The organism is Paenibacillus sp. FJAT-27812, assembly GCF_001273905.1.
GTDB lineage: Bacteria > Bacillota > Bacilli > Paenibacillales > Paenibacillaceae > Pristimantibacillus.
In genome coordinates this window covers 5,190,455-5,214,517 of the sequence record NZ_LIGH01000001.1, presented here as the reverse complement: position 1 = coordinate 5,214,517, position 24,063 = coordinate 5,190,455, and the positions used below count along the sequence as shown (strand labels likewise).

23 protein-coding genes and 1 riboswitch are annotated in these 24,063 nt (G+C 49.2%); of the genes, 9 read left to right on the top strand and 14 right to left on the bottom strand.

From position 1 onward, the window contains the following. Positions 1-39 precede the first annotated feature (39 nt). Positions 40-921, top strand: a complete 882-nt coding sequence (locus ADU23_RS21850; protein ID WP_053375668.1) for a cation diffusion facilitator family transporter — start codon at positions 40-42, stop codon at positions 919-921. A gap of 422 nt (positions 922-1,343) precedes the next feature. Here ADU23_RS21850 and ADU23_RS21845 read toward each other — a convergent pair whose 3' ends face one another. Beyond that, entirely contained in the window at positions 1,344-1,679 is a 336-nt protein-coding gene (locus ADU23_RS21845; RefSeq protein ID WP_141680182.1) for a hypothetical protein, read from the bottom strand. 337 nt (positions 1,680-2,016) lie between these two features. On the opposite strand from ADU23_RS21845, the gene ADU23_RS21840 reads away from it, so the two are divergent. The 4 genes from ADU23_RS21840 (at position 2,017) to ADU23_RS21825 (ending at position 5,137) form a co-directional block, all read left to right on the top strand. Beyond that, positions 2,017-2,175, top strand: coding sequence for a hypothetical protein (locus ADU23_RS21840; protein ID WP_053375666.1), 159 nt, complete (start codon positions 2,017-2,019; stop codon positions 2,173-2,175). A gap of 507 nt (positions 2,176-2,682) precedes the next feature. After that, positions 2,683-3,237: a TetR/AcrR family transcriptional regulator gene (locus tag ADU23_RS21835; protein WP_053375665.1), complete on the top strand. Its 555-nt coding sequence runs from the start codon at positions 2,683-2,685 to the stop codon at positions 3,235-3,237. Next, a complete protein-coding gene (locus tag ADU23_RS21830; RefSeq protein WP_053375664.1) occupies positions 3,237-3,614 on the top strand; it encodes a DMT family transporter in 378 nt (125 codons plus the stop codon). The genes ADU23_RS21835 and ADU23_RS21830 overlap by 1 nt, the downstream gene beginning before the upstream one ends. Positions 3,615-4,534: 920 nt before the next feature. Next, complete coding sequence (locus ADU23_RS21825) at positions 4,535-5,137, top strand: excalibur calcium-binding domain-containing protein (protein WP_053377770.1); 603 nt, start codon at positions 4,535-4,537, stop codon at positions 5,135-5,137. 18 nt (positions 5,138-5,155) lie between these two features. Here the strand turns inward: ADU23_RS21825 and ADU23_RS21820 are convergent, their stop codons facing one another. Both ADU23_RS21820 and ADU23_RS21815 read right to left on the bottom strand, forming a co-directional pair. Beyond that, positions 5,156-6,370, bottom strand: a complete 1,215-nt coding sequence (locus ADU23_RS21820; protein WP_331459274.1) for an MFS transporter — start codon at positions 6,368-6,370, stop codon at positions 5,156-5,158. Positions 6,371-6,424: 54 nt separating this feature from the next. After that, on the bottom strand, positions 6,425-7,957 hold the full coding sequence (locus ADU23_RS21815) for an FAD-dependent oxidoreductase (RefSeq protein WP_053375662.1): 1,533 nt from the start codon (positions 7,955-7,957) through the stop codon (positions 6,425-6,427). A 183-nt stretch (positions 7,958-8,140) separates the two neighbouring features. Here ADU23_RS21815 and ADU23_RS21810 point away from each other — a divergent pair, with 183 nt between their 5' ends. Beyond that, complete coding sequence (locus tag ADU23_RS21810; protein ID WP_053375661.1) at positions 8,141-8,974, top strand: MBL fold metallo-hydrolase; 834 nt, start codon at positions 8,141-8,143, stop codon at positions 8,972-8,974. A gap of 89 nt (positions 8,975-9,063) precedes the next feature. On the opposite strand, the gene ADU23_RS33295 is transcribed toward ADU23_RS21810, so the two are convergent. After that, positions 9,064-9,402, bottom strand: a complete 339-nt coding sequence (locus tag ADU23_RS33295; protein ID WP_053375660.1) for a WGxxGxxG family protein — start codon at positions 9,400-9,402, stop codon at positions 9,064-9,066. A 295-nt stretch (positions 9,403-9,697) separates the two neighbouring features. Here ADU23_RS33295 and ADU23_RS21800 point away from each other — a divergent pair, with 295 nt between their 5' ends. From ADU23_RS21800 to ADU23_RS21795, 3 genes are all read left to right on the top strand, one after another. After that, positions 9,698-11,350, top strand: a complete 1,653-nt coding sequence (locus ADU23_RS21800) for a glycoside hydrolase family 5 protein (protein ID WP_053375659.1) — start codon at positions 9,698-9,700, stop codon at positions 11,348-11,350. Between the two features lie 300 nt (positions 11,351-11,650). Further along, the gene (locus tag ADU23_RS33290) at positions 11,651-11,809 is read left to right on the top strand and encodes a hypothetical protein (RefSeq protein WP_197286097.1); all 159 of its coding nucleotides are present in this window, start codon (positions 11,651-11,653) and stop codon (positions 11,807-11,809) included. A gap of 116 nt (positions 11,810-11,925) precedes the next feature. Next, positions 11,926-12,516: a nucleotidyltransferase family protein gene (locus tag ADU23_RS21795; protein WP_053375658.1), complete on the top strand. Its 591-nt coding sequence runs from the start codon at positions 11,926-11,928 to the stop codon at positions 12,514-12,516. Positions 12,517-12,581: 65 nt separating this feature from the next. Here ADU23_RS21795 and ADU23_RS21790 read toward each other — a convergent pair whose 3' ends face one another. The 10 genes from ADU23_RS21790 to ADU23_RS21745 form a co-directional block, all read right to left on the bottom strand. Then, positions 12,582-13,355, bottom strand: coding sequence for a glucosaminidase domain-containing protein (locus ADU23_RS21790; protein ID WP_053375657.1), 774 nt, complete (start codon positions 13,353-13,355; stop codon positions 12,582-12,584). 167 nt (positions 13,356-13,522) lie between these two features. Beyond that, a complete protein-coding gene (locus tag ADU23_RS21785) occupies positions 13,523-14,305 on the bottom strand; it encodes a TatD family hydrolase (RefSeq protein WP_053377769.1) in 783 nt (260 codons plus the stop codon). A gap of 78 nt (positions 14,306-14,383) precedes the next feature. Next, a complete protein-coding gene (locus ADU23_RS21780; protein ID WP_053375656.1) occupies positions 14,384-15,178 on the bottom strand; it encodes an ABC transporter ATP-binding protein in 795 nt (264 codons plus the stop codon). A gap of 3 nt (positions 15,179-15,181) precedes the next feature. Beyond that, a complete protein-coding gene (locus ADU23_RS21775) occupies positions 15,182-15,955 on the bottom strand; it encodes an ABC transporter permease (protein ID WP_053375655.1) in 774 nt (257 codons plus the stop codon). After that, the gene (locus ADU23_RS21770) at positions 15,945-16,247 is read right to left on the bottom strand and encodes a thiamine-binding protein (protein WP_053375654.1); all 303 of its coding nucleotides are present in this window, start codon (positions 16,245-16,247) and stop codon (positions 15,945-15,947) included. The genes ADU23_RS21775 and ADU23_RS21770 overlap by 11 nt, the downstream gene beginning before the upstream one ends. Positions 16,248-16,313: 66 nt before the next feature. Next, positions 16,314-17,360 (bottom strand): ABC transporter substrate-binding protein, encoded by a 1,047-nt coding sequence (locus tag ADU23_RS21765; protein WP_231637505.1) that lies wholly within the window; start codon positions 17,358-17,360, stop codon positions 16,314-16,316. Positions 17,361-17,532: 172 nt separating this feature from the next. Continuing rightward, a riboswitch (TPP riboswitch) is annotated at positions 17,533-17,645 on the bottom strand. A gap of 72 nt (positions 17,646-17,717) precedes the next feature. After that, positions 17,718-20,021 carry a methyltransferase domain-containing protein gene (locus ADU23_RS21760; RefSeq protein WP_053375653.1) on the bottom strand — a complete coding sequence of 768 codons (2,304 nt, stop codon included), beginning with the start codon at positions 20,019-20,021 and terminating at the stop codon, positions 17,718-17,720. A 164-nt stretch (positions 20,022-20,185) separates the two neighbouring features. Next, the gene (locus ADU23_RS21755) at positions 20,186-21,268 is read right to left on the bottom strand and encodes a GerAB/ArcD/ProY family transporter (RefSeq protein WP_053375652.1); all 1,083 of its coding nucleotides are present in this window, start codon (positions 21,266-21,268) and stop codon (positions 20,186-20,188) included. Positions 21,269-21,284: 16 nt separating this feature from the next. Continuing rightward, positions 21,285-22,496, bottom strand: coding sequence for a Ger(x)C family spore germination protein (locus ADU23_RS21750; RefSeq protein ID WP_053375651.1), 1,212 nt, complete (start codon positions 22,494-22,496; stop codon positions 21,285-21,287). Between the two features lie 18 nt (positions 22,497-22,514). Beyond that, positions 22,515-24,062: a spore germination protein gene (locus ADU23_RS21745; RefSeq protein WP_231637504.1), complete on the bottom strand. Its 1,548-nt coding sequence runs from the start codon at positions 24,060-24,062 to the stop codon at positions 22,515-22,517. Position 24,063: the final 1 nt, after the last annotated feature.

Sequence of the window (24,063 nt, the reverse complement as noted above, 5' to 3'; positions counted from 1 at the left end):
ATCATTTTATTTATCTTGTTAAGGAATTGAGGTAACGAAATGCAAAACTCTTACAATGAAATTAGACAAGGAGAAAAAGGCGCATTACTAAGTATTTTTGCATACGTTTTTTTATCAGCCTTAAAATTAATTATTGGCTATTTTACTCACTCGGAAGCTTTATCAGCGGATGGGTTAAATAACTCGACTGATATTATTGCATCCATAGCCATATTAATTGGATTGAGAATCTCTAGAAAGCCGCCGGATAAGGATCATCGATACGGCCATTATAGAGCTGAAACGATTGCTGCGCTTATAGCCTCATTTATTATGTTTGCCGTTGGACTCCAGGTACTATACCAATCCATATTAAAGTTTAAAGCCCCCATAACGGAATCCCCTGATATGATCGCGGCATGGACTGCCCTCTTCTGTGCAGCCATTATATATTTGGTTTACATCTACAATATTCGACTAGCCAAAAGAACAAACAGTCATGCCATGATGGCAGCAGCCCAAGATAACCGGTCCGATGCGTTTGTAAGCATTGGTGCTTTTATCGGCATTGTAGGCGCACAATTTGGCATTCCTTGGTTAGATCCACTAACGGCTATCCTAGTTGGTTTTATCATTTGTAAAACAGCCTTTGATATTTTTCGCGATTCCACGCATTCACTAACGGATGGATTTGATGACTCTGAGCTGCAAACCATAAAAAAAACCATCCACAAAGTAGACGGCGTCGAAAAAATTATTGATATAAAGGCTCGTGTCCATGGCAACAACAAATTGGTCGATGTAACGATAGGCGTCGATCAACAGCTCAATATCATTGAAGGCCATGAAATTACTGAAAAGATCGAAAAACTGATTTTCGATAAATACAACATCTCTCATGTCCACATCCACATAGAACCGTATGTCACGGCAAAAGGTTAAGCGAATGATCAATGACAACAATTACCTGCTCCACGTCCAAAACTTCCATGTTTTTTTCGGTAACTGTCTCTCCGCCCAGTTTGATAACTTTAATGCAATAAAATTAGTATGAGGATTAGGGTTTTTGGAATTATCATACAATATTAACGCAATAATTAATGCAAAAAAAACCTTTATGCCTATCCATATTTTCATCTAAGTCGCCCCTTTTTTACACATTTCGCCAAAAAGCAGGCTTTTCCTCTTTCCCTGTTGAAGAAAATGACGTTTATTTGAAACCAATTTCAAATAAACGCCCTTGCAGTCGCAGAAAAAGACCTTAATCCTCTATTGATTTAGAGGATTAAGGTCTTTTTCTGTGACATGATCGTCCATACTATCGGATTTTTCATCATCAGCTATTCGTTTAATTTGAGCTATATCTACTCTTCTACCTCATTTGAACCTTGAAGCGGGTTGTTCTGAAGATTCAACGCAACAGCTTGTGCTTGTTGAAGAATTTGCTGCGCCAGCTGAACATCCTGCTGCTCCTGCCTGACTTGCTGCTGTGCTTGCAACACTTGCTGAGTCTCGCTTTGCAGCTGCTGCTCCGCTTCGAGCAATTCTTGATTTTCGAGCTGCAACAGTTGATGCGCTGCTTGGACTTCTTGCTGCGCTTGTTGTAGTTGCTGCATCTCCTGTTGATCTGCAGCCCATTGTTTTTGATTTACCATTAAGCGAACCTCCAATAATGATTGATTTCGTTCTTTAATGACCAATAATATGGTGCTCCTAATAACTTATTTCTATGCTTTACATTAAATGGATTGCGGTGAGCCTCAATCGATCTTCATGGTACTACATAATGTTAGTACTCTCTCCCTGCCAAAAATAGCTATATGATCATTGTAAAAAGGTGTAACCCCCTATGCGGAAATTACTGAAAGTAACCATCATTTTGTTTGGCGTTTTTATTTTTCTTTATTATGTAGGATTTATTGGATTATGGTATATCGTTCGCAACGTTTCATTTGCACCCTAAACGAAGGAATATGAAAATAATTTTGAAGCACAATAAGATGTCTTGCTAAACGAAACCAAAAAGGAGTGCTTTTTATGCGCGAAGGTTTGATTCCTGCCGTTCTTGGAACTGTAGTTTCTGCATCTGGTGCTAAAATGCTTAATAGCAAGTACAAACTTGTTGGTGTCGGTGTCCTTGGCTTTGGTCTTGCCCATGTAATTCTTGGAGCAATCGATTTAGTTGAACATCGTTAAGTTTGGCAAGGTAACGGGGGGGCGCTTCTTGCCTCCCTTCTTATTCTTTCCATTTGGGCTTATCGCCTCGATAAAATGCCACCGTGACAAACATCCAATCACTCAGCAGCAATAGCGCATAACCTACATGGTACTTAAGATGCTGGGAGGTGAATGTTTAATGTCTGGATTCGTTGGTGGTGCTCACAACAGTATCGGTTTTATTCTTGTACTATTCATCTTATTGGTCATTATCGCTTGTAGTTGTGGATTTGGCGGCTTCGGCGGTTACTAAGAATAGTAATCTACACTCTAAATGCAACCCCTCCATGCGTTAACCGTTCATTGCTTAAGCTTACCAAGAGGCTCATTTTATGAGCCTTTTGGTCACTAAAGGCTCCCCAGTCGGCCAGCCTACATCCATAACCACTCCTTTTACATAATGCTTGCTTGCAGCCGTTCCTTCACCTTTTTCGTCTTGACAAAAAAACCGTCCAGACGGTACAGTAATGATGGAGGTGAATCCCAATGGCAATCGACAATCTAGTGCCTAAACGCAAGCGTTTATTAGTAGCTGCTTCGATAATTGTTAGAGAGCAAGGCGTAGAGCATCTAACGCTAGAAGCGGTTGCGAAAGCCGCTGGAGTCAGCAAAGGCGGCTTACTCTACCATTTTCCAAGCAAAGATGCCCTTATAAACGGGATGGTCGAAGATTTAACTAACGCATTCGTAGAAGATATTCAAGACAGAGTGGACCGTGATCTTCAACCAAATGGCAGATGGAGCAGAGCCTACGTAGAATCGACCTTCAGAGGTTTTGAAGATGGATTGGAGATGAGCTCCATTCTTTCAGCAGCCCTCTTTACAAACCCTGAATTACTGCAACAGATGCAAGAGCAGTACGCGGTTTGGCAAAAAAATATCGAGAATGACGGATTGAACCCGATTCGTTCTACGATTGCCCGGCTTGCGGCGGATGGCTTATGGTTCTCGGAAATGTTCGGATTAGCTCCATTAGAGAAGGATGCCAAAGAGCTTATTTTTAATGAATTGATGGCATGGACGAAGGAGGATCATACATAATGGCATACCTATTTTTAGCTATATCCATTTTGGGCGAGCTTATTGGAACTTCGATGATTAAAGCCTCACAGGGATTTACAAAGCTTTATCCAGTCATCGCAACGTTAATAAGCTTCACGATATCATTTTACTTTTTATCTTTAACCATGAAGACAATTCCGCTAAATACTGCTTATGCGATTTGGTCTGGCGTTGGCGCTGTCGCTACCGTTCTTATTTCTGTATTCATTTGGAAAGAGAAAATCAATGCCGGAAGCATGGTCGGAATTGGCCTGATCGTCATTGGGGTGATCGTACTGAACCTGTTTGGACCGGGCCATGATTCAGCTGATGACTCTTCAAAAACAGCGAGCGCAATGGTTCAAAAAACGAACTAAGCCATTGACATATTGTTTCTTAATTCTACCAGCAGCCCATAACATGGGCTTTTTCTTTTGCATATCTATCCTTCTCTCTATTTAATTAACCCTTTCTCTATTAAAAAGGCATTTAGCATATAGCAAATCGGTCCCTCTCTGCATTTGATATAGAGAGCTTCTTGAAAGTGAGGTGATCGATATGTCTCGTGTAGGTATTCCGCTTCAGCCAGATTTAGTGTTAGTTTCTTGGACAAGAAACCCGCTTGTGCCCGGCTCCGCCCGTCGAGTAACCGCTGCTCGCGTAATTGGAAGCGCTCGGCCTTGTAGTTGCAAGCTGGTCCCAAACTCGCTATTAGTCCCTGCAATAAAATGTTTGAAAAAGAACGGCTTTGTTATTGTGGTCAGCAAAAAAACGACAGATGTATCCGGTTTTATCCTTTTGCAACGCGGCTAACTACGCGGATGTAAGACGCACCGCAAAGGAAAGAGCCTTCTTTTGCTGGCCCTCTTTCCTTTGCGCTGCGTTTCTCTGATCATTATGTTTGGCTAAGTGACAAACACCCAATCAGAACATCTTACCGGTGCATAACCTACAGTGTACTCAACACACGAGGAGGTGCAATGAAAAATGTCCGGTCATGTTGGCGGTGTTTTCACAAATACTGGTACAATCCTGGTCCTTTTCATTTTGTTGGTCATTATCGCGTGTAGCTGCGGGGTCTTCGGCGGCGGCTATTAATAGCTCCTTAAATTATCTCCATGCACATTCCAAACAAGCGCAAAGTTGATTTACTCCAAATAGCTTGTCAAGAGGCCCGGCATATGGGCCTTTTGTATTTTCTTCTACGCAAAGCTGCTTTCTACAAAGCACATTCCCTTCGCCAAACTTTTAAAGATGTAGTATGATGGCTTCAAATCACAAGAAATGGAGAATCATCATGAAATCGTTATTAACCGCATTGCTGACCTTATCTCTTATCCTCTCTGGCTGCGGAGCCTTATCAGTCAATCTAGAACCAAACGCTGCTAAAAACGATTTAAATGTGGATGCAACGATTCATCTGCCCACCGACCGTTACCCGGAGACGATGGCTCATATTGCAGCAGCGATTAAGGCAGGCGCATCGGCTATCTGTACGATCGACAGAAACGGAGCAGATGCTAATCGGGATGCATCATTAAACGGTATTGCCACCAAAAAAGGCTTTGATCGCGATGAATGGCCGATGGCTATGTGCAAGGAAGGCGGGGATGGCGCACATATCGCTTACGTTTCGCCAAAGGATAATCGCGGAGCAGGTTCCTGGATCGGCAATCAACTCGCAGAACTGAAGGACGGCACACGGGTATTATTTGTTGTCGGTGATTCGGCAGCAGCTGTGGTACCCGCAGCAACCGAGCAGCCGCCGGTGAAGGAAGAAACGGTTTATTATGCGAATTGCGCTGCCGCAAAAGAAGCAGGCGCCGCACCCTTACATAAAGGCGACCCTGGTTATAGCGTGAAGCTGGACCGGGATAAAGATGGCGTCGCATGCAGTTAAAACAAGTAAGCAAACCGATTAGGCGGCCGATTGCTCCTTGCTCGGTTTAATGACAAACAAAGCTAGCGCACAGCAAAAAACGGCAAACGCGGCAAACAAATAAAATAACCAAGCTTCCTTATTCAGAAGCAGCGACGCCACCGGAGGACCAACTGCTACCCCTATAAAGCGAGTGCTGCTGTAGAGCGAGGTGATCGTGCCTCGCTCTTTCTTTTCGATCCCCTCTGTAATTAGCGCGTCTAAGCTAGGAAGCGCGAGGCCGATGCCTGCGCCGCTGACAAACATGAAGGCAAGCAAAAAAACAAGCCCTTTCGTATTCATAACCCCGCAAATGAACATCATGACCGCTAAAGCGGCCATCCCAATGACGATAAACCACTTCATTCTTCCCTTGTTTTCACCGACGATTTTCCCAGTAATGAACGAGGCTAGGCAAATGGCGCTTAATGGAATAGCAAGCAGCAGTCCCTTTTGTATGCCATCGATCTGATAATGGTCCTCAAGGACTGACGACAGCTCATATAGGAATCCGAACATAATAAACATCGCGATACCGCCAATCGCAAACGTTGCATAAAGCCAGCGACCCTTCTCGGCGAGTATCCGCTTGATGGATTGGAAAAAACTTTTGAGGCTATTATCCCCTTTATCCTTCTGGCCTTTCTTAGGCTCCTTCACAAGAAAAATAACGCCAATGATGGAAATCAACGATATCAGCGGAATAACGGCTAATGGAAGAAACCAATAGACCAGCGCGAGCGCCGAGCCTAATACGGGGCTGAGTACTTTTCCAAACGTATTGGACGTCTCAATCATCCCTAGCCCACTGCTTACCTCCTCCTCGCTTTCAAACATGTCTCCTACTAAAGGAAGAACGATCGGAAATGCGCCTGCCGCCCCAACCCCTTGAATAAACCTGCCGGCTAAGATGACCGCATACACATGCGACTCCATTAACCAGGCAGCGAGTCCTGAGACCAATCCTCCGATAGCCGCAATGGAGAGGCCGGTTATAATAATGATTTTCCGGCCAAAACGATCCGACAAATACCCTGCGATTGGGATACAAAGGATAGAAACTGCCGCGTATACGGTAATGATCAAGCTCGATTGCACAGAAGTAATGTGCAGTTTTTTTTGCATAAGCGGCAGTACAGGAATCAGCATGGAGTTAGCGAGCGTCATTATTAAAGGAATAGATGCTAAAGCGGCTAAGTCCCACTTTTTTTTCACAAAGGCTCCCCTTTCTCGTTCTTGCGCGCATAAATAAGCAGCACTTAACAGCACTCAGAGCTGCAATGTTTTCAAAGGTTCTTCAGCAGGCCCATCAACGACTTCGCCGCGGTATGAAAATCTGGAGCCATGGCATGGACAATCCCATGTGCGATCCCCGTTATTCCATTCCACCTCGCATCCCATATGGGTGCAGGTCGTATCCACGAGGAACAGCTTCCCTTCTGAATCCTTATACGCTCCAGCTCTTTTGCCATGAAGCTTAACGACGCTTCCTTCATCCACAGCCAAATCCTCGGGATGCTTGTGCACCAATTCAAGCTTGCCGGCAATGAGATGCTTGGCTACATCTGCGTTATCTACGATTAGATTTTTAAGGGCTCCCAACGTAGTGGGGCGTGATGGTGCATATAAACCCTCATAAACATTTTCCTTCTCCATGATTAAATCCCTGATGAGCAGCGCAGCCGCCGTACCATTCGTCATCCCCCACTTCCGATAACCGGTTGCGAGGAAAACATTTGGGGAAGAAGCGGTTATTCGGCCGATATAAGGTATGTTGTCGCCTGTAGCAAGATCCTGGGCAGACCAACGGTACGCAATTTCCTTCAGCCGAAAATGGCTTGTCGCGAATTTCCGCAGCTCCTCGTAGTGATTGATCGTACAGACCCCTTGCCCCGACTTATGGCTTTGGCCGCCTATAAGCAGCAATTTCTCGTGCTTCGCCGTATTGACATATCGAATGGATCGTTTCGGGTCCTCCGCGCTCAAATACATGCCCTCTGACCATTTGTCTTCCACATGGACGCCAAGCACGTATGAGCGGTCCGCATGCATTCTCGCAAAATAAAAACCAAGCCCGTCATAAAACGGAAAGTGCGTGCAGGACACAACATGCTTACATGTCATACGACGCCCTTTGCTGGTTATAACCTGTGGATGCGCGCCAGGCTCGACATCCACGGCAGTTGTATTTTCGTAAATCGTCCCTCCCGCTTCTACAAACTTAAGCACGAGGGCGGACAAATATTGTAGCGGATGGAACTGTGCTTGATTATGCATAACGACTGCTGCTCTAGCAGGCAATTCCAGCGGAGTTTGATCCAAATAAGCTCCTGGTATCCCTAGCGCGGCGTATGCGGACATTTCCTTCTCGAGCTTATTTATGTATTCGTTGGAGTTTGTATAAACATAGGCGTCTTGTACCGAAAATCCGCAATCGATATCGTTTTGCTCAATCGTTTGCTTCATGAATTGAAGGGCCTCATGATTAGCTTTGTAATATAAGGCTGCTTTCTCTTCTCCTTCGCGCTGGATAAGCTCATCATAGATCAAATCATGCTGTGCCGTTATTTTAGCCGTCGTATGTGCCGTCGTTCCGTTTAGAAGCCGTCCCGCTTCGATGAGCACGACGCGAAGTCCCTCTTTAGCAAGCAAGTACGCCGTTGTTATGCCTGAGATACCGCCGCCGACGACAACAACATCGGTTTCGAGATTTTGTTCAAGCGCGGGATAAGATGAAAGCTCGGATGAAGTTTCAATCCAGTAGGATTCCGGGTATTTGGGCAACTGATCCTTTTTTGACATTGCTGATCTCCTCCTTGTCTATATAGCACCTTAATTTGTGCCATTTGATTATGTTTCATTCTTTGTCCATGCGAATCCGAAGCAAACCAATAAATACGAATCGTACCGCGACTCGGGAGTAGAATAAGCGCCATATATTAGGACAGTTTATAGAGGACATTACTGACAAAGGAGGCGCTTTGCTTGGAGAGCTCATTCGAGCAATCTTTTTTGCCGATAACCACTTTTGCTAGTGGAGAAGGTCTTGCTTATCGGCCTGATATTTATTGCTATCCCATTCAAATCGTCAACGTGTGTTTTATAGGCGATCCGAATAAAAAACAAGACGGCTGGTTTCTCGTAGATGCCGGCATGCCTAGATCGGCGAAAAAAATTATAAAAGAGGCAGAGGAACGTTTCGACTGTCCGCCTAAAGCCATTATTTTGACGCATGGGCATTTTGATCATGTTGGTGCGATCATTGAGCTAATTGAGCGCTGGAGCGTTCCCGTATACGCACATAAGCTGGAGCTGCCTTACTTGACCGGTGAAGCTGACTATCCTCCCGCAGACCCCTCGGTTCATGGCGGGCTCATTTCGGAGATGTCCTCCTACTTCCCCCATGACGGCATTAATCTGGATGACCGCGTAAAGGCGCTGCCTGATAAAGGGGTTGTGCCGGGGCTCCCCGATTGGAAATACATCCATACGCCCGGTCACACGCCCGGCCATATCTCGCTCTTTCGCGAGGAGGACGGCACTTTAATTGCCGGAGACGCATTTGTGACGGTTAAGCAGGAATCGCTTTATAAAGTGATGACGCAGGAGCAGGAAATTAGCGGTCCGCCAAAATATTTTACGACAGACTGGATAGCCGCTGAGAAATCCGTAAAGAAGCTGGCTGATCTCAATCCCTATTTAGCTATTACCGGGCACGGGGAACCGATGTTTGGCGAGTCGCTCAAAGATAATTTATCGCTGCTTGCGAAAAAATTCAAAGAGATCGCCGTACCTGAGCATGGCCGTTATGTGCAGTAAAAATAAAAGCGGCATCCAACAAATAAAACCCCTGCCTTGGGTGGCAGGGGTTCTACGCGTTTCCCATTCAGCTTTAATGAAAGCCTTCGTCAAGTACGCTCGCGGTCACGGCTTCTTAAGCCCATCAATCCAAACAAGCCGAGTAAGCCAAGCCAGCTCCAATTAATCGGTTTTTTTGTTGCCGTAGCTGTTGTGCGGTACTGGTTGTCTCGTATGTTGGAATGGTCGTTAACATCGAGTGCGCGTGTCGTATTATCGACACCTCTATCGATATCGTATCGCATACCAGCATCAGGCACGGAATTGCCCATGCCTTTATTGCTGTAATTCTCCACTGCACCAGACTTCATGTTATCTGCAAAAGCGGGTACAGCCATTACGAATGTTAAGCATGCAACTACAGCAAAAACCGTCCAAAACTTCTTCATGTACTCGTCCCCTTTGTCTTATTATTTCGTGCATTTTATTTTGTCTCAAGCTCAAAAGATCTATGCGAGCAATGGGAATCAATTTTATGCTTATTCCATTAAACTTCCATAATTTGAATACATAATCGAAAAAATGAGTACTTTTTTGCAAAAGTTTACAATGCTATTCTTTGGGAGGGGATGATGATCGTATGAAGAGGAGTGGATAAACAGTCTGACGAAAATTGCAAACGCTTTCAGATAAGCGGCTAACGACGATGCTTATGACTTCGATGTACAAAAAAGAGGAGGCGTGATGATTTTGAAAAAAAGTTTGCTTCTCATGCTTTGCAGTACGCTTTTGCTTGGCTTATTGTTTTCGGTATCGAGGCCAACTGTTGCTAATGCGGCATTTGGATCGGGAGATTTTCTGAAAACAAGCGGCACTGTGCTTAAAAATAATTGGGGAGCCGGCTCCGTCATTAATCTGCGGGGAACGAATCTCGGCGGTTGGCTGCTGCAGGAGGATTGGATGACGCCTGCTGGCGCTGTCGATGAATACACGATTCGGCGGACACTCATTAACCGGTTCGGTGAAGCGGACGCTCAAACGTTGATTAACGGCTACCAAGACACATGGATTCAAGCAAGCGACCTTGATATGATTAAAAATATGGGCATGAACGTCGTCCGCGTCCCTCTCTACTGGGAGGACTTTATGTATACGAACGGGACGATGAAGCCGGATTCGATTACGTTCCGCAAGCTGGACTGGCTTATTACGCAGGCTGGCAACCGCAACCTCTACGTCATTTTAGACCTCCATGGAGCTCCAGGCGCGGCATGCCCTTGGCATTCCTGCGGCCAAGAAAACTCGAACCAAATGTGGACAAACGCCACGTATCAGAACTGGACCGTTCAAATTTGGGAGCGGCTTGCAACCCGTTATAACAATAACCCGACCGTCGCCGCCTATGACCTGCTTAACGAGCCGCTCGTCACGATGGGAGCGGGCGAGAACGCGGCTCAAATCAAGCAAAAGATGGATTTCTTCAATAGGCTGTACCAAGCCGTTCGCGCTAAGGACCCTAACCATGTCATCATCATCGCAGCCTTCTTCGACTGGTTTGCTGCCTCCCCTCCTTCTGCTTATGGCTGGAGCAATGTCATGTATCAAACCCATCATTATCAATTCACCGATTATAACGACTGGAATTTGACCAACTCCGAAATCGATAGATGGCTCAAAGATATGGCGCTTTACCAAAAAAACTGGAATGTTCCGGTTTATGCAGGCGAATTCTCTTTTGGGCAAAATGATTTATACGAAAAATGGCTGAACGGTCTCAATGGCTTAAACGCCTCATGGACGAATTGGAGCTATAAGGTCAAGGGCGGAGGCAACTGGGGTTATTACATCAATAACAACAACCCTGCGCCAAACTTAAACAGCGATAGCGCAGCCACTATCGCAGCCAAATGGAATCAGTTCGCAACCGCCAATTTCACCTCGAATACCGTCTTTCAAAATTTAGTGAAAAAATATACGGGCGCGGCGCCTGTTGCTGCAACATGGTCCAGCCTCAAAGCGAATGCAAACAGCACTTTTGTGAGCGCGGATAACGCCGGACTTAATCCCTTGATCGCCAATCGGACGACTGCCGGAGATTGGGAACGGTTTAAGGTCATCAATAACGCAGACGGCACGATCTCCCTGCTCTCGCTCACCAACCTTAAATATGTTCAAGCCGATCTTAACAACGGCGGCCGCTTGATCGCGAATGCCTCGTTCATTGGGACATGGGAGAAGTTTTATAGGCAGGATTTAGGCAACGGCCTTGTGGCGCTGAAATCTGCTGCAAATAATCTCTTCGTATGTGCGGATTTGAACAATGGCAATGTGCTGTACGCGAACCGTACTGCGGTCGGCGGCGCTTGGGAGCAGTTTATTATCGCTTCGGCTCCCTGAGCAGCGAATAGAGGCAATAATTACCGCTCCTTTCATTTCAACAAACCGACAAACATTTTTAATCTTGGGTTAAGGTTCGCTTTTTATAATAAGAGACATCAACCCCACTGTTGATATATAGTTCTAGGACACCGGCCCACAGCGATGTGGGCCATTTTTTTGTCTTCCTCACCTGCTGCGCCACATTAATTGGAACCATACAACCCATAAAAACGTTATAACCGAATATACTGTCTGGAAGTGGCTGCTTACGAAGAAGGTTTTGCCGAGCAAAACCTAAGCTTTAGGAGGCGATTAACGATGGAAACATTCGGCAGAGGCTGTCTGTACATTATTTTTGGTGTCATTATCGTAATGGCACTGGCATTTATTGTTGGAGGCACGATTACTATCCCTTGGTACATTCTCATTCCCCTTATCATACTCGCTTTCTGGGCCGCATCCAAAAAAGGTAAATGAATGGCATAAGCCATGCAGCGCAACATAAACCGGCATTCCCGCAGCTCGCGGCAGGATGCCGGTTACGTTGTGCCCAGTGCTTTTAAATAAACGGTTTCTTAGGTGGAGGTTAAACCTTGAGCATACATAATGAAGAAGATATCATTCGGCTAGTGCGTGAAGACAAATGGATGATGGAGGTATTAAGCGCCGCCAAAATGCTGCAATTGCCGGATTGGTGGGTATGCGCAGGCTTCATCCGCTCAAAAATTTGGGACGTGCTGCATGGCTATCCGCAGCGGACAGCCACACCGGACGTAGATGTCATTTATTTCGATGCCAGCAATCTGGATGAAGCTGTCGAGAAGAAGCTTGAAGCCGAGCTTCGAGCCTTGAATCCGACTGTCCCATGGTCCGTTAAAAACGAGGCAAGAATGCATCTCATCGACCATGCGCTGCCTTATACATCCTCCGTTGATGCTATCTCCAAATTTCCAGAGACCGCTACAGCGCTCGGACTTACGCTTAATCATCATAATAATGTTATACTGGCCGCCCCTTGCGGAATCGACGATGTCATTCATATGGAGGTCAAGCCGACTCCCTTTTTTGCTGGCTCGAATGAGAAGATGAAGCACTACGAGTCGCGTATAGCGAACAAGAACTGGCAGCAAATTTGGCCGCTGGTAAGGATTGTTGAGCCGGAGCGGTCTAATAGATTCGAGTAATCCGTACAAAAACCAAGCCAGCGGCTGCCCGCTGGCTTTATTTTACGCTAAGCTTATGACTCTTCTTACGTAAGCAAAATAATACGCGCTGCCGGGTCCCAGCTTGCGGCAAGCCCAAGCTCTGCTGCCAGAGCGCGAACCTGAACATAACCCGTCGCTTCGGACAAAATGGATTCTAGCTCTTTGCCATTTACGGTTACATGCGTTCCCGTCCAACTAATCTTTGCGCCAAGCGCTTCGCCAAGCGCCCTTGCAGGCACCCAAGTCACCCCGTTAAGCAGGTAACCATCCGATATAACCTTGTCCTTGTATTCAACATCAACATGCTCAGCATCCTTGAGCTTCTCCGGCTTTGGCTCCTGCTGAAGGCTTAAAGCATCATATTTTTTCAAATTATACTGCGTAATAATAGATTTTAGTTTAGCTGGATATGCGGGATCGGTTGCATAGCCGCATGCGAACAGCATGTCAGCCTGCTGCTCCGGCGTTACAGCACGGCGAACGCGCTCATACCTCGGAGTTGCCAGCAGCAAATCCAAATCCTTATAAAAATCATACACGCTGTCATAGGCTCGAAACGCGGCTTTTGTTTTTGAGCTGCGCCCATCGACAACTTCCCAGGTTCCTTTTACTACCGCTTTGCCATGCCAATATGCGTTCGTCTGCCCGCTGCCAACCTTTATTCCGCCTAAATTATTCCAAGAATGAATGACGCCTCCTGTTTCAAGAAGATTTTGCGCTAATCGCACGGATGGAAACATCGGTGATCCTTCTCGCTTAACCCGCAATACAATCGGCGCTAATATCTCGATAAATTGTTCTTTTGTCAGCTTTGCCATCTCCTGACCCCCTTCTGCCTACGTGGCACGCCTCGTTACCCTGTCCTTATCTTTGTATGCGGCGGATGCGGCAATTGCAATGGACAAAGCGGTACGATTGTAGCAAGCAAAAGCAAAGGCCGCCATGCAGAATCTTTCCTTCTGCATGGCAGCCCTAATTTAAACGACTAGAGTCCGTAAAACCGCCGCGTATTGGCAAGCAATATTTCCGCGGCCTGTAAAGCGGGTAGCTGCTTAATCTGAGCGATATGCTTAGCTGCATCGGCAGCCATCGCTGGGCGTGTCGGCTGGCCGGCATAAGGCCCTTCGAACGGCCACGGTCCGTCCGTTTCAACCATGAGCTGCTCCACCCGATACTGCGCGACAAGGCGCTGAATCTCTTCCTCGTACGCAACGTCCGGCGTAATCGAGACCATATAGCCGCTGGCAGCCATCCGGCGAACGACGTCCTCACTGCCCTTGAACCAGTGAAAGTGCGCCCTGCGTACGCCGTGCTTCTCTAATAAGTCGCAAGCTTTGTCCGCATCCTCATATACCGCATGCAGCACAATCGGACGATCGAGCTCACCGGCAAGTGCAGCGAAGCGCTCAAGCAGCTCCAAATACGGCTTTTCGTCAAATGGCAAACCCGCTTGCGATGCTTCTAACCGCGTATAATACGGCAATCCAACCTCGCCGATCGCAAATCTCTCACCCGCCGCATGGCGAAGCCGAATCCACGCGAATAGCTCATCCAGCTCCGCTTCGGGTGGAAGCGGCTGCTCCGGATGAAAGCCGTAGGCCGGATGCACCCGTCCGTCAAAGCGATTCGCGATTTCACGGTTCACCACCGAGGATTGCAAATGCATCGAGACGGCAACCACAGCTGCAACGCCTTCCGCGAAGGCGTCCTCCAGCAGCGAATCCCGCTCCTCCTCCGCATATAAATCGACATGGAGATGTGCGTCTATGCATGACCCTGCGGTCCATGCAGTCTTTAAAGCCGATTGCTCCTCACGCTCGTTCCAACCAAATGCTGCAGCCACCTGTTAGCTCCCCTCCTTCGCGCCAATCTTAAGCAGCTCATAAATACGCTGCTTCAACGTATTGAACACCGGATCTGTCCATAATGCTTCATGGCGCGGACGCTCAAACGGTACCTGAAATTCCTCGAGCACTACGGCAGGCGAAGCGGACAGCACGATAATCCGATCGGACAAATACAAGGCTTCTTCGATGCTATGCGTAACGAGCAGCACCGATCTGCGGTTATGCTCCCAGATCGACATGAGCCACTGCTGCATTTGCTGCCGCGTCAATGCATCCAAGGCGCCAAACGGCTCATCGAGCAGCATCAAATTCTGCGGCGCAAGCAAAGCCCGAAGAAAGGAAACACGCTGCTGCATGCCGCCGGACAACACATGCGGATAGGAATTCGCATATTCATGCAGCCCAATCCGCTCCAGCCACTCTTTTGTTTTCTCCTTCGCCGATTTTCGGTCAACGCCTGAGATCGTAAGCGACAGCTCAATGTTGCCGGCAACGGTTTGCCAGTGGAGCAGTGAAGATTGCTGCGGCATATATGAAATATGTCCCCGCTCGCCGGTCGTTTGCTTGCCGTCGATACATATCTCGCCTTCCGATGGCCGCTCAAGGCCGCCAATCACTTGAAACAAGGTCGTTTTTCCGCTGCCAGAGGGTCCTATAATGGAGACGAATTCCCCATCCGCTACGGAAAACGATAAGCCCGCCAGCACCTCTTTGCTCGAGGCGCCTTGCCCAAATCGCTTGCGGATGCCCTGCACCTGCAACGTCGCCTGCAGATTCTCATCTATATTGCTCATTCGCTACCTCACCTCTTTCTTAGGGCGCCAACGAATGACAAGACGCTCCGCCAAAGTGACTAGACCAAATAACGTCAGGCTAAGCGCAACGATAATGATGACCGCCGCGAACACGCGATCGGGCATAAAACCTTTGGACGAAATGAGCATAAACGAGCCCAGTCCTTTATTCGTACCGAGCCATTCGGCTACAACCGCGCTGAGCACGCTGTAGGAGGCCGCGATTTTTAATCCGGAAAACAGATGGACAATGGCGTGCGGCAGCTCCAATCGCCAAAATAGCTGCCACTTGCGAATCCCGATCATTTGCAAATAGTTGCGCAGCTGCGCGTCGGTGTTCATTAAGCCGCCCAGCATCGCAACCGTTATTGGGAAAAAACATACCATAATGACAAGCAGCGCCTTCGGCAGCAAACCCCAGCCGAGCAGCATCGTCAAAATAGGCGCAATCGCTATAACGGGTACGTTTTGCGTCAAAACGAGCAAAGGGTATACCGCCGTACGTACGCCGGGAATTAAATGCAGCAAAGCGGCGAGCACGAAGCCCACCGCCGATCCCCCCACGAAGCCGATTAGCGTAAGCTGCACCGTCGCTTCTGTATGCATCATTAGCCTTGGCCAAATATCGATTGCTTCTTGAACGATTGAGATAGGAGACGGAATCAGCCACTCTTGGAACAACCCAAGCGCGGTTGCTGCCTGCCAGCAAGCAATTAGCGCGATAAGCACTGCTGATGGCGGCCAGGTTTGGGACCAAAGCGTTCTCTTATTGCCCATCTGGATATTTCTCGAGCAGCCTGCCCATCGAGGCGCCATTAGCCGGATTGTAGTAAATTTTGATTTGTGAAATGACAGATGGACAGCCCATCTCCGTCATCGCTTCGCTCATCGACTGCACTACGCCAAGCAGATGGCTGAGCTCGCCCTCCATCGTCGTTTCAAGCGGCGCTACGCGGTACGGTACACCCGCTGCTTTGATGATCTCGATTGCCCGGTCCACGTAAGGGATAACACTCTCGCCACCCGGCGTAGTCGGCAGGATTTGAATGCTTACTAATGCGTTTGCCATTAGAATTCCTTCTTTCTCATCGATGTTGGCGCAAGGCGGCAGATGCTGCCGCCTCCCTATGTTCCTTTATTCCGGCAAAAATTCGTTCGTAAAGGCTTTGTCCGCTTCAAGCTCTTTCTCCAGCAGCTTGTGCTCGAACATCCAGCTCGCGTAATTTTCCCATACGCTAAGCTTTTGCTCGCCCCAACGCGGCGCGTCGTCCTGATATTTCGGGCTTAGCCATTTTTGGCTTGCGCGCACGAGATCCGCGTTCAAATCCGGCTCCGCTTTAATCAAAATCTCTGCCGCATCCTCCGGATTGCCGATCGCGTATTGGTAACCTTTTGCCGCCGCAGCCGTGAATGCCTTAACAAGCTCCGGCTTCTCTTTAATCATCTTCTCGCTTGTCGTCAGCACCGGCGTATAATAATCCAGTTTGTCGCTGTAATCGGTCAAATAAACCATGTTGATTTTTTCGCCGCGAAGCTCTGCTTCCACACCTGTCCAAGCATAATAAATCCATGCAAAATCAATATCGCGCTTAACCGCCGTGAAGAAATCGCTGTCGCCGATGCTGATCAGGTTTACTTTGCTGACATCCGCGCCCTTCTCCTGCATTAGCGATTGAATGACCGCCTCCTCGACAGGAGCGCCCCAGCCGCCATAGGTTTTGCCTTCGAATTTCTCCGGCGAGTCAATGCCTTTCGCAACCGGAGAAGCGAAGCCTGAAGTGTTATGCTGAATGACCGCTGCAATCGACACGAGCGGAACGCCTGCGATCCGAGCCATGGTAATCGATTCTTGATAGCTTACGCCGAACTGCACATTGCCCGAGGCTACCATTTGATCGGCGCCGCTTTGGCCAGGCTGAATAATTTCAACGTCAAGCCCCTGCTCCTTGAAAAAACCTTTATCTCTTGCTACATAAAGTCCGGTATGATTCGTGTTAGGCGTCCAGTCCAGTACAACCTGCACCTTCTCCAGCGGCTTGTCCGCTGCTCCCTCTTGCTCTTGCGGCGGCTTGCTCGCTTCCGGCGCGTTGTTGTTTGTGCCGCAGCCTGCCAGCGCCATGACGAATACGAGCATAGCCGCTACTATTCTCCATGATTGGCGACCCGTTTTCTTCTGATTCATGATGTGTTTGTTCCCCTCTCACTGCTTCTATTTGTGTAAAATGACGAGTCCGCATCAGTGTCCGGTTGGCAACAATTAAAAAAAGCGTCCCCCTAATCCGGAGGACGCCATGTGATTGGCTGTGCAGCTGTTTGAAGCAGCAAAGGCTTGATCGCTAAGATCAGGCTTGCTGAATAAACAGAGCTTCTGTCCCTACGCTGGCATTATCCAGATCAGGTTTAACGGGTCGGAATTGTACAGATAATTCCCTCTCAGCCGGCCTAACCAGCTCCCCGGAACATATTCGGTTCGTCAATACTTTCAATTGTATAGCAAAACCCAATCATAATGCTACTCTTTTTTTGAAAATGATTATCATCAAGCCTGCAAACCCTTCGTCTTCCGGCATAGCGCCACCACATACATAGGCTCGGCACTCTTAAGCAAATGAAGCGGAATCAGCTCATCCGGCGTCCAAGCTCGCTTATGCTCCTTGCCCCGGCCCGGCGCGATGCCGTTCGTCTGCCGCAGCCAGCGCATTGCCGGAAACAGGGAATCATCGAACGCATTTTGCCCATACACAGCCTCGACCGCGTAGTGCTGGACAAGCTCGCCGATCAGCTCTGCCGTGCGGTACTCAAAGCGATGATGCTCGTTAAAAGGCCGCTCCTCAAAATAAATATGCGTGTTCGTCACGGTGCGGTTCGGCGTCGATACGATAAACAATCCGCCAGCCTTTAGCACCCTAGCCGTCTCCTTAATAAAGTCCGCTCCCGAAGCGACATGCTCGATCGTCTCGAAGGAGACAACCGCATCGAAGGCTTCATCCTCAAAGGGCAGCCGCAGCACATCGCCCTTCACAAACGACACGCCGCCGCTGCCATAGTCCCGCTCCGCAAGCTCAAGCGACACACGGTCAACGTCAATGCCTATCACCTCGGCAGCACCCGCCTGCTTCAGCATCGCGCTTCCGTAACCTGCTCCGCATGCGGCATCCAGAACGCGCAGTCCATTTACCCGCGTACCGGCAAATTCATAACGTCTCATATGCTCATGATAAACGCTGTTGTAGCTTTGCTTAACCGCCTGATTCACAACCAGCCGCTCGCCGGTAAACTGTACGTCGTTTTGCTCTTTTAATAGCTCCTGCCGCTCTGGTGAAGGCATTTCCCGCTTCATTGCCTTGAGGGCTGCTGCCGGTTCAATCTTCTGCACGTTAACGTCTTCCAGCGATTTACCCTCCCTGTCATGGACGCGCCCTGGCTCGGCCGGTGTTACAACCGCCTCTGGCTCCTGCTCCTGAACGGAAGATGCAACACGGCCGTATACGAGCAGATATGCGGCAGTAAGCTCATCTGAAATCATTTCGTTCGTTACTTGCTCCAGCAGCCTGATATAGTCAAGGTGCTCCTGCGGTTTATGCTCCGCGAGCGTCACCTTCACATAAGCAAAGCCTGACTGCGTGAACAGCTGATTGACCTGCTGCTTCGTATACTGAATGGCGGCTTGGCGCTGCGCCTTCACATTTGTTGGGTCTAGATATTGCCTAATATTTTCAAAATAATAACGATTCGCGAAGCAGCCGATGATCCAGCCTCCCGGCCTTAACAGGCTGACCAGCCGCTTCATGGACTGCGGCGTTCCATAGGCATGCGCATCTCCGATCAGAATCCCGTCCAGCCCTTCGGCGGGCAATGTCCAGTCCTCCGGCTCGTTCGAGCGGAACACCGTAATTCCTGACGCCTCGGCAACTCTCGCCGCAAGCTCATTACGCTCGACGCCGTACCATTTGGCAGCTGGAAACTGCTTTAGCAAATGAAGGATCGTTGCCCCGCAGCCGCACCCGATTTCCAGGATGGAGCTGTCCTCGCGCCTGTATTCATGGGACTCCCGCTGTATGACGGTACTAAAATCCATTCGTATATACGTCGCCTCGCCTGGATCAAAGCCCCACTTTACTCTAAAAACATTCGCATTATTATTAAAAGTTTGCCGGAAGAGCTCCGGCTCGGAGCTGAAGGAGACGCTGCCGAAATGATGGATGAACGTATCTCCGCATAGCAGCAGCCGGTAACCTGCCATCCGCAGCCGCAAGCAGTAGTCATCATCCTCAAAGTTGCCGATGCCGAAACACTCGTCAAACGGCCCGACCCGCTCCCAAGCCTCCCGCTTCATAAGCAGGCAGTAGCCAACCAGCTTCACGCGCTCCTCCCACCTCGTTTTGTCGGGAATCGCATGCAGCGCGGAAGCGAACAGCTCCATCTCCTCTATCGTTTTGTACGTGACCGGAATCGTCGTCCAGTATGACGCTGAGTTCGTTACCGGGCCTACCGCACCAATTCGCTCATCGCTGAGCAAGCAGCGCTTTAAGCCGTCAAGCCAGCCTGGCGTGACGATCGTATCGTTATTTAGCAGCATAAGCAGCTCGCCGGAGGCTGCTGCGAGCCCTTGATTGCAGCCCTTCGGAAACCCTGCATTGCTGCCGTTGTCGATGACGATGATGTCGCTTTCGTTTGTTGCCCAATCCACCGTACCATCCGTCGATCCGTTATCTACAATAATCAGCTCATAGCAGCCTTTCTGCGTATGCCTGCGAATGCTCTCCACGCATTGCTTCGTGTAATCAAGCTTATTGTAGGTAACGAGAATAATGCTTGTCGTGCTCCTAATGGCATCGCTCACGCGTATCCCCCTCAAGCAAGCGTAAACGGCTTACGCAGTCCGTCGGCGGCAATGCTCGTATCGCGATGAAATATAAGCCGTTTCCTATGCTCATATTTCGATCTGTATCCATAAAATATGTCGGGGCTGCCGTTTCTGTGAGAAATGCCCTTCATCAATTGCCGCTACGCTGCCGCTTTATATTTTTTTCGTATGCCTACGATAAGCATAAGCAGCGGCAGCAAAACCTGAAATATCGGGGCAACCTTCAGCGTAATATCAAGGCCGATCCATATATGCATCGTATTATTTCTCTCCAAAAACGAAGCGGCGTAGATGATGATGCCAATCGGCATCACGCAATAGCGATAGGCAATGCCGGTTATGACGTTAAACGTGAATACCGAAGCCATATATAGCGCGGTCATTTTCACATAAAGCCCTATAAACAAGAGCAGCGTTACAATGACGTCAAGCCGCTCCAGAAAGTTGGCCAGCCTGATCAACTGCACAACCTCAAGCAGAGGCAGCGCCGTAAGCGCAGCTATCTCCGGTCCAAGAACGCAAATCGTGAGCGCATTCATAAAGATAAGAAACATCGAAACCCCTATAAAAGATAAATAGGAGACGCGTCCGATAATTTTTTTCTCGCTGACATGCTTCCAGAAAACGAAAAAAATAATCGTCTGCCCAAAGGGAAAAGACAATAAATCCGGAAATGCCGCCTTTACTACAGGCCCAATTCCATTCTCGAGGAGCGGAAACAGGTGCGAGATATGCGGCAACCTGGCAATGAACAGAAATAAAATAATGCCCATGTAGCTAAGCGCTGCTATAGGAAACAACAGCTGTACGACGCGGACAAACACTTCAAGTCCCTTGCTTACGGTATAAGCTGCAGCGCTCAAAATGAGCAGCATGACAATCCACTTCGGCGTAAAAGAAAGCAGCGCCATCATCGTGAGCTCGCCGACATCCCTTACGTTGCGCATCGATTCGTACGCAAACCAGAGCGCGTGCATAAGGCCAACAAAGCCGCCGATCCATTTTCCAAAATGCATGATGTAAAGCTCGGCAAGCTCCGATTCGGGAGAGCGCTTCTGTATGCGGACATAAATAACTGTAAGCAGCAGGCCGGCTAACGCAGCCAGCGTCATCGCCATCCATGCGTCCTGCTTCGCCTTGATGCCAAGCTCGAACAATGGCGTGCTGCCGATCAAAAATACGATGATCAAAATTGAAAGCTGATTTTTCCCGATCTGCTGCATACGGTCTCCTTTCCGATTATGAGCTTTCCTTCTTCTTCTGCTCCTTCTTAAAGCCGCTTCCGCTCATGCCTGTCGATAGAAGCTTAACCTCTACCGCAATTTTCACTTCCGTGTTAGGGAAAATTTCCATCCAGTTCTCTCGCGACTTCGACCACTGCTTCGGATACCTTTCATGAATCACATTGCCGAAGCCCAGCACATCAGCCCGGTGCTTGCGGACGGCCTTCCAGCCTTTCTCCATAATCGAAGCAATCTCCCGTTCAATGAGCCGCTCGACCTGATCGACCTGCCGCGGCTTCGCAAGCTCGCCCGCGCAGTTGTATTCCATCAGCGTCCCTTCCGAGCTCACATTCACATGCATGATCCACTTGCCGTTTGACAGCTCTGGACGCAGCTTGGTTTTTGCATGCGTAATCCGGATAGTCGAGTTCTTCTGTCCTTCCCCATCCGCCGCGCATGCAAAGGGGATCGTCGCTTTTTTCACATGATCTGCAAGCCACATCACGCCTTGGCTTTCTTCATTGTTAATCCAGCCTACCAGCTTGTCGCCTGCAATCAATCCCAAATCATATAACCTGACCTTAGACGGCGTGTTGGTGCGCGAGAGCTTTCCAACCGTATCCATGCTCTCGGTAGTCCCTGCCACGACCAATCCCGGCAGTCCTGTAGCATGGGTGGTGCCCAGCAAGTCCATCATCACTTGATGCACCGTCATTTGACGGAAGATCGAGCTGTTCAGCTCCTCGTTTGTGATCATGCGCTGAATGGCTGAAGCGGGTATTTTCTCAAGCGGAATGAGCTGCTCGAGCATTCGGCGCGCGCTCCCCTTCGACAAGTACACGCTCACCGTCTCGCGGGAATCATGATTGCGAAGATACGTGTCGAGCAGCGGCCCCAGCCCCTTGCGGGCAGCTTCCTGCCCAATAATGATGATTTGAGTATGCGAGAAGTAAAGGCGACGCGACGTTTCCTGGCTCGCTTTGCTGACTGCGCTGCGGAAGCTCTCGCCCTTCGTGGAAAACACGTTTACCGACGCCGAGTTGCTTGAAGCGCTCTGGCTGGAAATGGCTTGCGGAATGACAACCTGATACGTCAGCACCCAGTTCCCGTCCTTCCAATCCACTCCGGTTGCGGAAATTACGGCAATATCATTGAGCTCTACCCGATTCCAGCAGCCGGCAGCCAGCAAGCACACAATCAGCGGCAGCAGCAGCTTCCATTTAGTCATTGCCGTTCCTCCCTTTCTTTACGGTTTGCCGGAGTGTCGCTGTGCCGGCGGTTTTTTTCCGTTCGGGCGCCGCTTCGGATTGCGCAGGTTCAAATCAAGAGGACGAAGCACAATTGCCCACCAGGGCAGCCTCACGAACACGTCTCTCCATATCCCTTGCTTGGTTGGCCCTGGCGCGATCGGAGACATGTACGGCACCCCGAAAGAGCGCAGCGATGCGAGATGAATAAGCATAATCAGCACGGATATGAATATGCCGAAGAAGCCGAAAATGCCTGCCATAATCATGAAGGCGAACCGGATAATGCGTGAGGTTGCCGCCATATTGAACTCAGGCATAACGAAATTGGAAATAGCCGTGAAGGATACCACGATGACCATGCCCGCCGATACGATGCCCGCCTGCACGGCAGACTGGCCGAGCACGAGAGCGCCAACGATTGAGATCGCCGGGCCGATAGCCCGCGGCATCCGAAGTCCCGCCTCGCGCAGTACCTCGAACGTAACCTCCATGAGAAGCGCCTCGAGCAAGCCTGGAAACGGAATGCCTTCCCGCTGCGCCGCTAGACTAATAAGCAGCGTAGTCGGAAGCATCTCCTGATGATAGGTCGTCACTGCGATATATAGGGCAGGCAGCAGAATCGAAATCACATACGCGCCATAACGGATCATGCGTACGAACGTCGCAATATCGAATCTCTGGTAATAATCCTCAGGCGACTGGAAAAAGGTAAAAAAAGTCGTTGGCGCCATCAACGCCATCGGCGATCCGTCGACCATGACCACCACTCTGCCTTCAAGCAGCGCGGCTGCAACCGTATCGGGACGCTCTGAATTCAGCAGCGTCGGAAAAAGCGTGAAGGTCTCGTCCTGAATAAACTCCTCAATATATCCGCTCTCCAGCACGCCGTCTATTTCGATTGCCGCCAGCCTGCGGTAAACCTCCTTAACGATCCCTTCGTCCGCTACGCCGTGCAAATAGAGCACGCCCACGTTCGTATGCGTCTGACGGCCGATCTTATGCACCTGCACATGCAGGTCCGAAGAACGAATGATGCGCCGAATTAAACTGATATTCGTTCGAATGCTTTCGACAAAGCCATGCTGCGGCCCCCGAATAACCGTTTGGGTCTGCGGAATCGTAACGCTGCGCTCCTCGCCTCCGCCGACATCCGCAGTTAATGCCGCAGCGCTCCCGTCTGCCATAATGACGCATAGCCCGTCCGTCATATACTGGAGCGCTTGCTCCAACGAACGAATATCCTGTACCGATCCGATTGACACGATGCAGCTGCGAAGCGCCTCCAGCAGCTTGCCGCCCTTCACGAATACATGGTCCGGCAGCTTCATCGACATTAACGGCTCCATGACGCTTTCGTTAATCGTCTCCGAATCCACGATTCCATCCACATATATAATCGCGATTTCGCGATCGGGGGCCGCATCGCTGCGAAACATGCGGATCACAATATCCGAGCTTCCGCCGAACCGATCGCGGATCGTTTCCAGATTCGCATGCAGCGATGGACTAAACGGCGTTAACGTCTCTGCATTTTGTTTGTTCATA

Coding starts and splice junctions, on each gene's coding strand:
- ADU23_RS21850 (WP_053375668.1), top strand. CDS start 40: ATGCAAAACTCTTACAATGAAATTAGACAAGGAGAAAAAGGCGCATTA.
- ADU23_RS21840 (WP_053375666.1), top strand. CDS start 2,017: ATGCGCGAAGGTTTGATTCCTGCCGTTCTTGGAACTGTAGTTTCTGCA.
- ADU23_RS21835 (WP_053375665.1), top strand. CDS start 2,683: ATGGCAATCGACAATCTAGTGCCTAAACGCAAGCGTTTATTAGTAGCT.
- ADU23_RS21830 (WP_053375664.1), top strand. CDS start 3,237: ATGGCATACCTATTTTTAGCTATATCCATTTTGGGCGAGCTTATTGGA.
- ADU23_RS21825 (WP_053377770.1), top strand. CDS start 4,535: ATGAAATCGTTATTAACCGCATTGCTGACCTTATCTCTTATCCTCTCT.
- ADU23_RS21815 (WP_053375662.1), bottom strand. CDS start 7,957: ATGTCAAAAAAGGATCAGTTGCCCAAATACCCGGAATCCTACTGGATT.
- ADU23_RS33295 (WP_053375660.1), bottom strand. CDS start 9,402: ATGAAGAAGTTTTGGACGGTTTTTGCTGTAGTTGCATGCTTAACATTC.
- ADU23_RS21800 (WP_053375659.1), top strand. CDS start 9,698: ATGATTTTGAAAAAAAGTTTGCTTCTCATGCTTTGCAGTACGCTTTTG.
- ADU23_RS33290 (WP_197286097.1), top strand. CDS start 11,651: ATGGAAACATTCGGCAGAGGCTGTCTGTACATTATTTTTGGTGTCATT.
- ADU23_RS21790 (WP_053375657.1), bottom strand. CDS start 13,355: ATGGCAAAGCTGACAAAAGAACAATTTATCGAGATATTAGCGCCGATT.
- ADU23_RS21780 (WP_053375656.1), bottom strand. CDS start 15,178: ATGAGCAATATAGATGAGAATCTGCAGGCGACGTTGCAGGTGCAGGGC.
- ADU23_RS21775 (WP_053375655.1), bottom strand. CDS start 15,955: ATGGGCAATAAGAGAACGCTTTGGTCCCAAACCTGGCCGCCATCAGCA.
- ADU23_RS21770 (WP_053375654.1), bottom strand. CDS start 16,247: ATGGCAAACGCATTAGTAAGCATTCAAATCCTGCCGACTACGCCGGGT.
- ADU23_RS21765 (WP_231637505.1), bottom strand. CDS start 17,360: ATGAATCAGAAGAAAACGGGTCGCCAATCATGGAGAATAGTAGCGGCT.
- ADU23_RS21755 (WP_053375652.1), bottom strand. CDS start 21,268: ATGCAGCAGATCGGGAAAAATCAGCTTTCAATTTTGATCATCGTATTT.
- ADU23_RS21750 (WP_053375651.1), bottom strand. CDS start 22,496: ATGACTAAATGGAAGCTGCTGCTGCCGCTGATTGTGTGCTTGCTGGCT.
- ADU23_RS21745 (WP_231637504.1), bottom strand. CDS start 24,062: ATGAACAAACAAAATGCAGAGACGTTAACGCCGTTTAGTCCATCGCTG.